Annotated in this window: 12 protein-coding genes; 7 read left to right on the top strand and 5 right to left on the bottom strand. The window is 50.0% G+C overall.

What is annotated here, in order from left to right; genetic code table 11:
* Positions 1-80 precede the first annotated feature (80 nt).
* Complete coding sequence (locus tag FPE01S_RS11030; protein WP_046369066.1) at positions 81-950, top strand: ankyrin repeat domain-containing protein; 870 nt, start codon at positions 81-83, stop codon at positions 948-950.
* Here the strand turns inward: FPE01S_RS11030 and FPE01S_RS11035 are convergent.
* Positions 933-3,311, bottom strand: coding sequence for a glycoside hydrolase family 3 N-terminal domain-containing protein (locus FPE01S_RS11035; protein WP_046369067.1), 2,379 nt, complete (start codon positions 3,309-3,311; stop codon positions 933-935). The two genes, FPE01S_RS11030 and FPE01S_RS11035, sit on opposite strands and share 18 nt — an antisense overlap.
* Positions 3,312-3,382: 71 nt before the next feature.
* On the opposite strand from FPE01S_RS11035, the gene FPE01S_RS11040 reads away from it, so the two are divergent.
* Complete coding sequence (locus FPE01S_RS11040) at positions 3,383-4,447, top strand: alpha/beta fold hydrolase (protein ID WP_052955714.1); 1,065 nt, start codon at positions 3,383-3,385, stop codon at positions 4,445-4,447.
* A gap of 6 nt (positions 4,448-4,453) precedes the next feature.
* On the opposite strand, the gene FPE01S_RS11045 is transcribed toward FPE01S_RS11040, so the two are convergent.
* From FPE01S_RS11045 to FPE01S_RS25880, 3 genes are read right to left on the bottom strand one after another with little or no spacing between them, the layout of a single operon-like run.
* Complete coding sequence (locus FPE01S_RS11045) at positions 4,454-5,446, bottom strand: PD40 domain-containing protein (protein ID WP_083990236.1); 993 nt, start codon at positions 5,444-5,446, stop codon at positions 4,454-4,456.
* Positions 5,358-5,951: a DUF6790 family protein gene (locus FPE01S_RS11050; RefSeq protein WP_052955715.1), complete on the bottom strand. Its 594-nt coding sequence runs from the start codon at positions 5,949-5,951 to the stop codon at positions 5,358-5,360. The genes FPE01S_RS11045 and FPE01S_RS11050 overlap by 89 nt, the downstream gene beginning before the upstream one ends.
* Positions 5,952-6,005: 54 nt before the next feature.
* The gene (locus FPE01S_RS25880) at positions 6,006-6,167 is read right to left on the bottom strand and encodes a phosphatidate cytidylyltransferase (protein WP_157473989.1); all 162 of its coding nucleotides are present in this window, start codon (positions 6,165-6,167) and stop codon (positions 6,006-6,008) included.
* 80 nt (positions 6,168-6,247) lie between these two features.
* On the opposite strand from FPE01S_RS25880, the gene FPE01S_RS11055 reads away from it, so the two are divergent.
* Together FPE01S_RS11055 and FPE01S_RS11060 are read left to right on the top strand one after the other, a co-directional pair.
* Complete coding sequence (locus FPE01S_RS11055; RefSeq protein ID WP_046369069.1) at positions 6,248-8,728, top strand: PAS domain-containing sensor histidine kinase; 2,481 nt, start codon at positions 6,248-6,250, stop codon at positions 8,726-8,728.
* A 155-nt stretch (positions 8,729-8,883) separates the two neighbouring features.
* Positions 8,884-9,630 carry a hypothetical protein gene (locus FPE01S_RS11060; RefSeq protein ID WP_046369070.1) on the top strand — a complete coding sequence of 249 codons (747 nt, stop codon included), beginning with the start codon at positions 8,884-8,886 and terminating at the stop codon, positions 9,628-9,630.
* A gap of 22 nt (positions 9,631-9,652) precedes the next feature.
* On the opposite strand, the gene FPE01S_RS11065 is transcribed toward FPE01S_RS11060, so the two are convergent.
* Positions 9,653-9,907 (bottom strand): hypothetical protein, encoded by a 255-nt coding sequence (locus FPE01S_RS11065; protein ID WP_046369071.1) that lies wholly within the window; start codon positions 9,905-9,907, stop codon positions 9,653-9,655.
* Between the two features lie 105 nt (positions 9,908-10,012).
* Here FPE01S_RS11065 and FPE01S_RS11070 point away from each other — a divergent pair, with 105 nt between their 5' ends.
* From FPE01S_RS11070 to FPE01S_RS11080, 3 genes are read left to right on the top strand one after another with little or no spacing between them, the layout of a single operon-like run.
* Positions 10,013-10,486, top strand: a complete 474-nt coding sequence (locus FPE01S_RS11070; protein WP_046369072.1) for a DinB family protein — start codon at positions 10,013-10,015, stop codon at positions 10,484-10,486.
* A 47-nt stretch (positions 10,487-10,533) separates the two neighbouring features.
* A complete protein-coding gene (locus tag FPE01S_RS26000) occupies positions 10,534-10,815 on the top strand; it encodes a hypothetical protein (RefSeq protein ID WP_169749156.1) in 282 nt (93 codons plus the stop codon).
* Positions 10,790-11,719 carry a GNAT family N-acetyltransferase gene (locus FPE01S_RS11080; protein ID WP_281176200.1) on the top strand — a complete coding sequence of 310 codons (930 nt, stop codon included), beginning with the start codon at positions 10,790-10,792 and terminating at the stop codon, positions 11,717-11,719. The genes FPE01S_RS26000 and FPE01S_RS11080 overlap by 26 nt, the downstream gene beginning before the upstream one ends.
* Positions 11,720-12,099 lie beyond the last annotated feature (380 nt).

The raw sequence follows: 12,099 nt of genomic DNA on the forward strand, positions 1-12,099 counted from the left end.
CAAATATTTTAATCAGATGATTAAATTATTTTCTTCCGGAGAAATGTCGTATTATTAATAGGATAAAATGAATCTTGAACATGACGGCAGTTCCGGATAAACAGTTTCATAAAGCAGTTGAAGCAATAGATGCCGGTGATATTATGGCCTTGCAATCCCTGCTGCAGGAATATCCGACATTAATCACCAAACGCCTGGAAACTGCGGAATCGGAAGGGTATTTCAAAGACCCTTACCTGATCTGGTATGTTGCAGACAATCCCATCCGGCACGAAAAATTACCAGCCAATATAGTTGATGTGACGGAAGTGCTGATAGAAGCGCTGCAACAACAACAGGACGCCAATTATGCTTTCATCCTGAACTATACACTGGGACTGGTAGCAACAGGTCGCATCCCAAAGGAGTGTGGTTTGCAGATTCCCCTGATGGAAATATTGATCGCGAAAGGAGCCAGTGTAAACGGGAGTGTATTGGGACCCATCGGGCAACGAAATCTTGACGCTGCGAAATTCCTGCTCAGCAAAGGTGCCGGGTATAACCTGGCAACGGCCATTGCGCTTCAACAAACTGCCGATGCGAATAGATTACTGGCTACTGCAACACCCTCGGAATTATTTGTTGCCTTAACAGTGGCGGCTTTCTTTGGCGATGCACCAGCAATTGACCTGCTGCTGCGAAATGGCGCCCAGGCTAACGGCAGTGGAAGCCTGTCGGACTTCGGGGGCTTCCATTCTCATGCAAGCCCCCTGCACCAGGCCGTATTTTCCGGATCACTGGAAGCGGTAAAGCTGCTGGTGGATGCCGGTGCAGATCTTAATGCCCGCGATATGGCTTATGATGGAACGCCATTGAACTGGGCCGAATACATGCCGACAGAAGGAAAGGATGCCGCAGCGGTTGCCCGGTACAAGGCGATCGAAAAATATTTATCAGCGGTACAGCGGTAATGACGCTGTATCCCTGATGGTGATGGCCTCTTTCAGCCGGATGTCTTCGGAAGATGCTCCGATCATGATGTCAATAGTGCCAGCTTCTACCATTCTTTTCATTTCAGGGTTGATCACGGACAGATCATAGTCACTCAAACGGAGGTTGACCTGGACGGTTTCACCTGCTTTTACCTGCAGCCGCCTGAATTGTTTCAGTTGTTTAATGGGTTGCACGGTTGAGGCTACATTGTGCCTGAGGTACAGTTGTACTACTTCCTCGCCATTGATGGTGCTGGTATTTTTAACAGCGAAGCTGATGGTAAAACCTTTGTCTGCGGGTTCAATTTTCAGATCGCTGTAAACGAAACTGGAAAAACTTTTACCATAGCCGAAAGCATACAAAGGCGTGGCCGGGCCCTCCACATAATCGTGGCCGCGGGGGATTTTTTTGTTATAATAAACCGGGAGTTGCCCGACGGAGCGCGGAACAGAGATCGGCAGACGGCCCGCAGGATTGTAATCACCAAAGATCACATCAGCGATCGCATTGCCGCCTTCCTGTCCGGGGTACCAGGCTGTCAGCAGGGCGTCAGCATTTTCAGCAGCCCAGTTCATATTCAGCGGCCTTCCCTGGATATACACCACGATCAGGGGCTTACCCGTTGCCTTCACTGCTTTCAGCAATTCCAGCTGGTTGCCCATCAGATCGAGTGTGGACCGGTCAAAGCCTTCGCCGCTTTCCATATCGCTCACCGATTCGCCGGAGGCAGTGGCGGCACCGGTTTCTATGTATTCTGTTTTGAAATCACGGGCACTGGAACCGCCAACCACAACAATGGCAACATCCGAATTCCGGGCGGCTTCCACAGCGTCCGGGATAGCGGTTTGTGTGGTATCGCGGATGGCAGTTCCTTTTACATACAATACTTCAGCATGGGGCAGCTTCGCCCTGGCACCATCAAGTACCGTGCTGATATTGGAACGATCCTGCGGTGCCGTATAGTCTCCCAGCTGGTTATAGTAGGTGTCTGCATTGGGGCCGATCACCGCAATTCTTTTGATGTTTTTGGACAAGGGTAGTGTGCCTTGTTTATTTTCCAGCAATACAACCGATTCACGGGCTGCTGTTCTGGCCAGAGTGATGTGTGCTGCAGTGCGAACACCCGTCTTAGCCTGTGCCGGATCCACATAGGGGTGTTCAAACAAACCCATTTCGAATTTCAGTCGCAGGATCCGGAATACTGCAGTATCGATTACGCCAACTTTGATAGTGCCTTCTTTCACTGCCAGTGGCAGTTCAGAAAAAGGTCTGGCGCCAAGGTCGGCATCAACGCCTGCCTTTAAAGCCATTGTTCCCGCCTCGCGGATGCTGCGGGCAACGCGGTGGCTGCCCATGAGTCCGTCAATACTGAAAAGATCAGACACTACAAATCCATTGAATTTCCACGCACCGCGCAGTACATCATTGAGCAGGTAGCCATTTCCGGTACAGGGAATACCATCGATCGAATTGTATGCCGTCATGATGGACAAGGCTCCTGCATCAACAGTGGCTTTGAACGGTGGCAGGAAAGATTCCTGTAGTTCGCGCGGACCAACAATGGAGGAATTGCCGTTGTGGCCACCTTCGGGAATGCCGTAGGCAATAAAATGTTTGATGGTGGTGATGGTGCTGAAGGGATTTTTAAGATTGCCACCACCAGCGCCCCTGGCAGAAGCGGCGCCCATAGCACCACTGAGCACCGGGTCTTCGCCGTAGGTTTCCTCCACCCTCGACCAGCGGGGTTCGCGGGAAAGGTCCAGTACGGGACCATATCCGATATGGGCTCCCTGGAGACGGACTTCTTTAGCGATAGCCTGAAACACCTGCTCCTGCAGGGAAGTGTTCCAGGTTGATGCAAGACCGATGCCGACGGGGAAAACAGTGGTACCTATGGCCATATGTCCGTGCGGGGCCTCTTCCGCAATAAAAACAGGGATACCCAGCCGCGTCTTTTCCATGGCATATTGTTGAAGGGCATTGGCAGCCTTTGCTGCCAGTTCAGGTGTCAGACCATTGGCCAGTGTTTTTTTCGTCCACGGATCAGCCCGGAACACGGCCCAGAACATGCCGACGTGCTGGGAGTCGATCAGCGCCTTATATTTTGCGGAATAGGTGACATCATTTCCTTTTCTTTCATACATCTCCCAGCCCATAGGGCAAAGGAGTTGTCCCACTTTTTCTTCCAGGGTCATCCGGCTGATCAGGTCGCGCGCCCGTTCAGAAGAAGACAGTTTGGGATTTTTATAGGGGAGTTTTTCCTGTGCGTGCAAAGGCTGAAGGAGCAGGAGGGCAATCAATGAAATTACAATAGCTGTTAAGGGTTGTCGTGCACGCATATACTATCCTTGACTAGGAAATCACGAAACTACATTGTTTTGGCTGCACCAATACATTGTAAATTCGCTTCATGTCCATCAGATCACTGGTATTTTTTGTATTCCTGGCAGCGGCTGTTCTTACTCCTGCAATTTCCTGGTCACAACAGGCAACATCAGAAAACATGATTTCCGAAGAGAACTTTATTGCTATTAACGGCATCGAGCAGTGGGTGACCATAAAAGGCGATCGCAGCAAGCCGGTCATCCTTTTCCTGCATGGCGGTCCCGGTAGTGTAATGAGCCCCTATGCCGATCATATTTACAAGGACCTCGAAAAAGAATTCGTGCTGGTGCAGTGGGATCAGCGTGGTGCGGGAAGGACATATGGAAAAACTGCGCCGGATGAACTGACATCATCGTTTCTGCAGGCCAATCCGTTAACAATCGATCAAATGGCAGCGGATGGTATTACCCTTGCGCAGTTTCTCTGTCAGTATCTGGGCAAACAAAAGATCATCCTTTTCGGAACATCCTGGGGGTCTGCGCTTGGCGTAACGATGGTTACCCGGCAGCCTGATCTCTTTTACGCCTGGGTAGGACATTCCCAGATCGTCAATCCTTCCAGTGATTCCCTGTTGTATGAAAAGGTCTTGACACTGGCAACGAGATCACATGATACTGCATCGCTGAATAAGCTGAGGGAAATCGAAAAGCCGCCTTATAGCCGGGCAAGAACAGTGGGACAATTGTGGCGGATTGTCAAGAAATATGAAAGGGAAAATTCAGCGCCTGCACCCAAAGGATGGTTTACAGAAATGCCCGGCTTTGATAACGCTAAGGATAGCCGGGACCGTGAAAATGGAGACGACTATTCCTTTGTCAACTTTGTTGGCGATCAGCAATTGAAGGTATCGGCGATGCGCAGATCCATCAATTTTGCAGAGAATAACCTGGAATTCAAAGTGCCTGTTTACCTCATTCAGGGCGAAGCAGATCTGCTCACACCAGCGGCGTCAACCAGGCAGTATTTCGACAAGCTAAAAGCACCGCATAAGGAATATGTTCTTTTGCCCAATACGGCACATGGATTCAACCAGGCTGTTGTAGATGCACAGGTAAAGATTTTCAGGGGCATCAGGATCACTGATCATTAAAGAAATCTATTTCCAGTCGAACGCCATTTTACTGCCTCTCTCCGCGCCAATTCTTTCTCCCACATGTTGTGGATCAGCCAGGAAGTAGTATTGCATCTGTTGGTTTGCCGGTCGCTTACGGTCAACACAAAAAACGATATGTTGACCATCAGGGGACCAGGCACCTTCACCCGGACTGCCACTATCGAATGTGGTCTCAGTAACAATGTTCTTACCGTTAAAGTCCATCGAAATCAGTGCAGTCTTGTAGACATCGGGCCGCACCTGTAACACCATGATCCTGTAGTCAACCGGCGACAATGCAGTGATGATACAGTTGAAGGATTTATCCGTCAGCAATGTGCTTTCACCCGTGGCCACATCATACCGGTATACGCCGGTCAACAGGGAATCCTTGGTGGCAGTGTAAAAAATATGTGCACCATCCCTTGACCACATCAGGTAGTTGTCGGTTATATTGTTGAGTTTGCCATTGTTCCACTGCGCCAGGGTTTTGCGTGTATTGTCGGGGTAAAGCAGATTGAGTTGCCATACTTTATAGTTGGATGCATTGATAAAAGCAACCAGTTTGCCATCGGGTGCGGGGCAGGCAATCTGTTCATTCGAATTTGGCGAATTGGTCAGATTGGTAAGACCTGTTCCGTCGGCTTTGATGGAAAAGATATCATGGTTTGTCGTGCCTGTTTCGGGCCGGGCAGTAAAAATAATGCGATCCGAAGTCCTGTCGAACCGCGGAAAGCGGGCTAAGCAGTTGACAACTGTGTCGTTTTCAGGATAAAGGAGCCGCTCAGTTCCCGTTGCCATGTCAATGATGCCCACCCGGTCGGAAACCTGATATTGGCTTGACCGCTCTCCATAGACGATCAGCCCGGAATGATAGCCAGCGGTTGCAATGGAGTCTGTTGGCGGTTCATATACAGGAACTTCGGGAACCAGGGTGTCTTTGGAGCCACAGGAAAAAAGAGAGATGAGCAGAAATAGGGAAAGCATCTGTTTCATAAGGAAAGGTTGTAGGCATGCAAATATAGCTGCTGCCTGGTAAAGTCATAGAAAGAAAACAGGCGGCAAGAAGGGCAAATATGATCAGGTCGGTCCACATCGCAACCGCTTCATTAATGCCTGTGGGTTTCTTAATAATGTGGAGCAATCCCGCAAGGCCATAGTATAAACCACTGGCAAATGCAGCCGGCATTCGCCAGTCTGGCCGCGAAATGGAGATGATGCCCATGAGTCCCAGGCAGATATTGGCAAATCCCAGTTCCCGGATCACGGCATAACTGTCGGTGCCGGTAAAATGGAAGATCTTATGTGCAGTAAAAGAAGGTTGCAGTGATTGCCTTAGCCCGGCGATAAAAAGGCGTAACCCTGCAGCGGAGAAAATAAACCATTTGCCAAATAGTTCGACAGTGAATGGAATTTCTCGCCGGCTAAGTTCCAGGAATGTTCCGGTTACAGGAACAACCAAGATCAGTAACAACAGGCTGACGAGATAGGTCTTGTTCATGCAGATACCCTGCACTGTTCAGGGGACTGCTGAAGATACTTCTAATTACCGGAATTACTTGCGGCTGCGCCCGATCACGATCATAATCAATGCTATCAGCCCAACTACCAGGATAATACCGAACCACATGCCTCCTTTGAAAATAGTGCCGATCGCTTCGCAACCGGAGAATACTGCAGCCATGGCGAGTAACGAAACAGGAATGGTCTTATTCATACGGGTTATTTGGTACACAGGCTATTCAAAAGCTATGCCCGTCAATCCCCAAAAACCGCTACCTTCAACACCTACACGCCATGGCAGTAGCAATCAACAAGTATACATTTCTGGAAGGTGGTGGAGAACTGGGCGAACTGGTCAGAAATTTCGACTGGTCTTCAACAGCCGTAGGGTCAGTAGAAGAATGGCCACCTGCGCTGCGTACCACCGTCGGCATTATCCTGCATTCAGGCTTTCCCATGTTTCTTTGGTGGGGAGATGAGATGATCCAGTTTTACAACGATGCTTACCGGCCAAGTCTCGGCGAAAATGGCAAACACCCCATAGCGTTGGGTCAGCACGCCCGTGATTGCTGGCCAGAAATCTGGGAAATTATCTACCCGTTGATCCGGAAGGTCAGGACGACCGGGGAATCATTTTTCCTCGAAGACCAGCTGGTTCCTATTTACCGCAATGGTAAGATCGAAGATGTTTACTGGACCTTCAGTTACAGCGCTGTTTTTGACGAAGACGAGATTGGGGGCGTATTGGTGGTTTGTCATGAAACCACCAATAAAGTGGAAACGATCAGGAAGCTGGAGAATGCGCAGATTGCGCTGCAACGCAGCGAGGTGAATCTGCAAAATATGATCCAGCAGGCACCCGTTGCAATCAGCATTCTGAAAGGACCCGATCATATTGTAGAAATCGCCAATGACCGGATGTTTGAACTCTGGGGCAAACCGAGGTCGCAGATGATGGGCAAGCCCGTATTTGATGAACTGGTGGAAGCCAGGAAAGAAGGTTTTGAAGCGTTGCTGGATTCTGTCTATCAATCCGGACTGACCTATACCGCCTATGGCGCTCCTGTTACCCTTTACAGGAACGGTGGAACCCAACTGGCCTATGTGCATTTTGTATATGAAGCTTTCCGCGATGGCGAAGGTAATATCACGGGTGTGATGGTGGTAGCAGTGGATGTGACGCAGGAAATGATCGTGCGCCAGAAACTGGAGCAAAGCGAAAACAAGATCCGCTCACTGGTAGAAGGTGCGCCGTTCCCGATCGGCGTTTACGAGGGTCCGGAAATGACCATTACCATGCTGAACCAGGCCATCATGACCGTTTGGGGAAAGGGCCATGATCTTATCGGTAAAACCTATATGGAAGTGTTGCCCGAACTGGAGAGCCAGGATATTTACCCGCAGCTGACAAATGTGTTCAAAACCGGCAAGGCATTTCATGCAAGGAACCAGAAGGTTGACCTGGTTGTCAATGGAAAACCGGATTCCTTCTTTTTTAATTACAGCTTCACGCCGTTGCTGGATAGCCGGGGCAATGTTTATGGAATCCTGAACACGGCTGCCGATGTGACCGATCTTAATCTTGCCAAATTGCAGGTGGAACAGAGTGAAAGTAATTTCCGGCAGATGGTGAAGCAGGCGCCGGTCGCCATGTGCATCCTGCTGGGCCCTGATCATGTGGTAGAGCTTGCCAATGATATGATGCTGGAACTCTGGGGGAAGCCTGTGGAATCGGTCATGCAACGGCCCATCTTTGAAGGCCTGCCTGATGCGCGCAACCAGGGCCTGGAAGACCTGCTGGATAATGTTTACCAGACCGGCGCGCCTTTTGTGGCCTATGAAATGCCCGTCCAACTGGTGCGGAACGGTATTGCTGAAACGGTCTTCCAGAATTTTGTGTACGAACCTTACCGCGATGCCAATGGCGTGGTAATCGGGGTGCTGGCGATTACGAACGATGTAACACCACAGGTTCTGGCACGCCATAAGATTGAAGAGATTGTTCAGGAGCGTACGGAAAGCCTGGAAAGAAAAAATGCGGAGTTGTCGCAGTTCGCATACATCTCCTCTCATGACCTGCAGGAGCCGGCGCGTAAGATCAGCATCTTCATCGATGCATTGAAGAACCTGCTGGCTGACTCCCATGATCCCAAGGTTAATAGCTATATCGAGAAAATCAGCCGTTCTTCCTCCCGGATGCTGGCCCTGATCCGCGACGTGCTGAGCATCTCGCAATTGTCGTCTCACCTGGAAAAATTTGAAAGGGTTGACCTCAATGAATTGCTGGCGGATGTCATCACTGATTATGAACTGATGATCCAGGAGAAGCAGTGCACTATTGAAGTAAAGGGATCGTTGCCGGTGGTGGAAGCTATCCCTATCCAGATGAGCCAGGTATTTGGCAACCTGATTTCGAATGCACTGAAATTCGCCAAAGCAGATGAGCCGCTGCGGATCGTCATCTCCCACCGGTTGCTTGATGCGGGCGAGCAGGTTGCGGCACACCTGAAGCCTGGTATTGCCTGCAGCCGGATTGATTTTTCTGATAATGGCATCGGCTTCCAGCAGGATTATGCCAACCAGATCTTCAATATTTTTCAGCGGCTGCATGGCCGTACGGAATATGCCGGAAACGGGATCGGGCTGGCCATGTGTAAAAAGATCATGGAGAACCACAACGGCCAGATCTTCGCTACTGCAACACCCGGTGCAGGTGCTACATTCACCTTGCTGCTACCACACTTATTGCCTGCAGTACCTGCTGATCAGCTGTAATCTGATTTCCTGTGCTTTCCTGCCCTTTGCCCGTTTGCTGAATGTGTCGGATGAACTGTTGTGCCGGTTCATACAGGGAGTTTGCCAGTTCATCGGTCAGGCGTGGCTGTTACCCGCAGATTGTTATTATTTAGCGATGAACTAAAACACTTATTATGCCTGCTCACACCGAATATGAATTGCTTCAGCAACAATTGCTGCAACAACGGAAGCGACTGAACCGCATCTCCTTCATCGCCTCCTTCCTGGTACTCGCACTCTTCGCACAGGTTCTGGTTTCCTTTCGGGACAAGGGAGATAATGCAAAAGTTATCCGGGCAAAGGGGATCGTTATTGTAGATGACCAGGGACGCGAAAGGATCCTGATCGGCGCCCCGCTGCCACAGGCTTCCAACCGGGTGAGGACAGATACTGCCCGGGTAAGGGCTTTGTGGTCGAAGCGGTTTGGCAATGCCGACCAGTATATGAAATGGTACCGGGAGTACAATCACCAGGCGAACGGGATCCTGGTGCTGGATGAAAATGGATTTGATAAGGTTTGCCTTGGCGACGGCGTGCCTGATGCCAATATCGGCCAGCGGATCGGTAAGCAAACCGGGTTGATCTTTTGCGATCACGAAGGATTTGAGCGGGGTGGGATAGGGGTCATTCGTCTTGAGAACCAGCAAAACCGGGTGGTGATGGCACTGGATGGCGAAAACGGGACGGATGCAACCGGCATATCGGTGATGGAAGACGGAGAGACTGGCTTTTTTGCCGGTGGAAAGGGATATCGCCTGTTCATGGGAGCTTCTCCCGCCGATGGGTATACGCCGGAGCCCTTGTTCGGAATGGTGGTCAACCAGAAGAAAAAGCAGCTGTACAAACTGAACCTGATGACAGATACCCTGTCGAAAAAGTAAGGGCAGCATCGGTCATGCCGGCCTAGCCACGCATCGGCCTGTATTTCCCCGGGCCCCTTCGTTGTGCCTGCTGTTGCTGGTATTCCTTCCACTTGGGACTGTTGCGGCTGATCATCATGCAATCGTAGTAACGGATCTGTTCGCGGCTGCCCATCGTTGCTGCGGCTTTGTTCAGGAAATGATTAAAGACAAAGTCCAGGTCATCGCTGGTGATCGCCCGCGCACCCTCCATTTTACGCCCGGAGGCGTCCACTATGGTGATCCAATACAGCCCCATGGAGCAAAGGTAATGCTAAAATAATTAGTAATTGTGCTCCGTAAAAATGTTCCGTTCCAATTGTCTAATTTGGTCCATCCAAAAACCAAAAGACGTTAACTATCAATGCAAAACAGCATCAATAAAATCAGGCAGGTCAGGTTATTTATCCTCCGGCAACTCGATGGACTTTCCAATGAGCAACTGAACAGAATCCCGGAAGGTTTCAACAATAATATCATCTGGAACATTGCCCACCTGATTTGTGCGGGCCAGGGATTGAGTTACCTGCGTTCCGGGCTACCAGCGACCGTGGACCAGAAATACATCGTTCCCTTTCGGACTGGTACTAAGCCGGAAGGCATTATTGCTGATGCCGAAACAGATACGATCAAGGAACTCTTTATCAATTCCATCGATGACATGGAGCGTGACTATAACAACAGTATCTTTCAACAGCAAACCTATACACCATCGGAAGGCATCCAGAAAGGGTATGGCATCACCCTCAGTAATATTGACGATGCGCTGGATTTTCTGCTGTACCATGAAGGCCTGCACAGCGGTCAGATACTTGCGCTGAAGCGCCTGGTAGTGTAGCTTATTTTTGAATGGAAGACGCAGGCCTGAAGAAACCACTAACTGCGATGACTGTACGTTTTACTGCAACTGCTGCTGTTTGTATTTCCTGCATTATAGGCTGCGCTGGAAAAGCTGTGGCCCAGGGTCATCCTGCTGAAAGGGCTGCAAAACCGTTGTTCGACAGTGTAAAAGTGCAGGACCTGCCAAGTGATGAACATGATCCGGCTGTTTTTAATGAAACCTCACTGCGATGGGATAAAGTCTTTGGGAAATCATTCGCGGTCAATATCAATGGCACTTACAGCATGGGAACAGACTGGTATGCAGACAGCAGCGGACCACACTGAAACACCGGGGGCCATCCATTGGAGGAGACTATTACAGTACCATAACCTGGAATGTTTTTTGGACGCTGCCCCGAATTGCATTAACACAGCAACAGAAACTTCAGTAAATTCTGGTATGAAATTCAGGAAAGGAATTCCGATTTTGTATTCCTCGGATGTGCTGCGCAGCGTGGCATATTACACCAGCGTGCTGGGCTTCGACAATCACTGGACCTGGGGCGATCCGCCAACATTTGCCGGCATCAGTAAAGATTCGTTCGAGATTTTTTTCTGTGAAAAGGGGCAGGGTAATCCCGGCACCTGGATGTCGGTTTTTGTGGACAAGGTGGACGAATATCATGACCTGATCAAAAGCCGCGGTGCGCAGATCCTGGTACCGCCTGTCGACCGGGAGTGGGGCGTCCGGGAGATGCTGGTGCAGGACCCCGATGCGCACAAGATCCGATTCGGATGCGGCATCTCCATCCGCGACAAAAGTTCAGTCAGTTTACCTGAGCAGGTACGCATCGTCGTGAGAAAGCCCTCACTGGAAGAAGAGTTGTCATTAGTTGCTTCAGTTGGCTGGACTGCCACCGGCGGGGTAGCTGACCAGCAGCGTCTCAATCAGTTGGTTTTCTCTGTTGTGGCAGAAGACACCCAGACAGGAACAGCTATTGGCTGTGCCGAAGTGGCCAGCGATCTTGCCAGTATCTATTACATCAAAAATGTAATCGTTCGTCCAGAATGGCAGAACCAGCGGATCGGTGCAGCACTGATGCAGGCCGTCACCCACTGGATTGATGCGAACGCGCTGGAAGATGCCCTTGTAACCCTCTTCACCGGCGAAAACCTTGCGCCTTTTTACCGGCAGTTCGGTTTCAATCCCGGCTACGGCATGACCAGGAAGCCGGGCAACAAAAAGTAGAGTTGGTTGTCGGGGATTAATTTAAAGCAATCATTGCAAGCTTGTAAAGTCCGAAACAGGTGAGGATAATACCGGCGATGAGAAAGAGGTTGAGCAGTGTTTTGACTAGGCCGGAAACGCTCCTTTTTGTAATAACCAGCCAATAGACTGGTGGACGCCCGACGGGGTATTCGGTGTTGTTGTTTGAAGGGTCTCTTTCAAAATACCTTAGGCTTTATGGCAAATGATAACGTGAATATCGTTGATTAGGTCAGCATTGATGCTGATGGCAGGAGACAACTGCATCGATGTTTACTTTAAATATGCGCCCAAAACAATAGCCATGGAATTTCCGGCACATGTGAAATCATTCCTTCACGATAATGGCTACTTATTTCGGC

It is taken from the genome of Flavihumibacter petaseus NBRC 106054 (assembly GCF_000974785.1).
Taxonomy (GTDB): Bacteria; Bacteroidota; Bacteroidia; order Chitinophagales; family Chitinophagaceae; genus Flavihumibacter; species Flavihumibacter petaseus.

What these genes read in the sequence shown, in the direction of transcription:
- FPE01S_RS11030 (WP_046369066.1), top strand. Translation starts at nt 81, where the DNA reads ATGACGGCAGTTCCGGATAAACAGTTTCATAAAGCAGTTGAAGCAATA.
- FPE01S_RS11035 (WP_046369067.1), bottom strand. Translation starts at nt 3,311, where the DNA reads ATGCGTGCACGACAACCCTTAACAGCTATTGTAATTTCATTGATTGCC.
- FPE01S_RS11040 (WP_052955714.1), top strand. Translation starts at nt 3,383, where the DNA reads ATGTCCATCAGATCACTGGTATTTTTTGTATTCCTGGCAGCGGCTGTT.
- FPE01S_RS11045 (WP_083990236.1), bottom strand. Translation starts at nt 5,446, where the DNA reads ATGAAACAGATGCTTTCCCTATTTCTGCTCATCTCTCTTTTTTCCTGT.
- FPE01S_RS11050 (WP_052955715.1), bottom strand. Translation starts at nt 5,951, where the DNA reads ATGAACAAGACCTATCTCGTCAGCCTGTTGTTACTGATCTTGGTTGTT.
- FPE01S_RS25880 (WP_157473989.1), bottom strand. Translation starts at nt 6,167, where the DNA reads ATGAATAAGACCATTCCTGTTTCGTTACTCGCCATGGCTGCAGTATTC.
- FPE01S_RS11055 (WP_046369069.1), top strand. Translation starts at nt 6,248, where the DNA reads ATGGCAGTAGCAATCAACAAGTATACATTTCTGGAAGGTGGTGGAGAA.
- FPE01S_RS11060 (WP_046369070.1), top strand. Translation starts at nt 8,884, where the DNA reads ATGCCTGCTCACACCGAATATGAATTGCTTCAGCAACAATTGCTGCAA.
- FPE01S_RS11065 (WP_046369071.1), bottom strand. Translation starts at nt 9,907, where the DNA reads ATGGGGCTGTATTGGATCACCATAGTGGACGCCTCCGGGCGTAAAATG.
- FPE01S_RS11070 (WP_046369072.1), top strand. Translation starts at nt 10,013, where the DNA reads ATGCAAAACAGCATCAATAAAATCAGGCAGGTCAGGTTATTTATCCTC.
- FPE01S_RS26000 (WP_169749156.1), top strand. Translation starts at nt 10,534, where the DNA reads ATGACTGTACGTTTTACTGCAACTGCTGCTGTTTGTATTTCCTGCATT.
- FPE01S_RS11080 (WP_281176200.1), top strand. Translation starts at nt 10,790, where the DNA reads ATGCAGACAGCAGCGGACCACACTGAAACACCGGGGGCCATCCATTGG.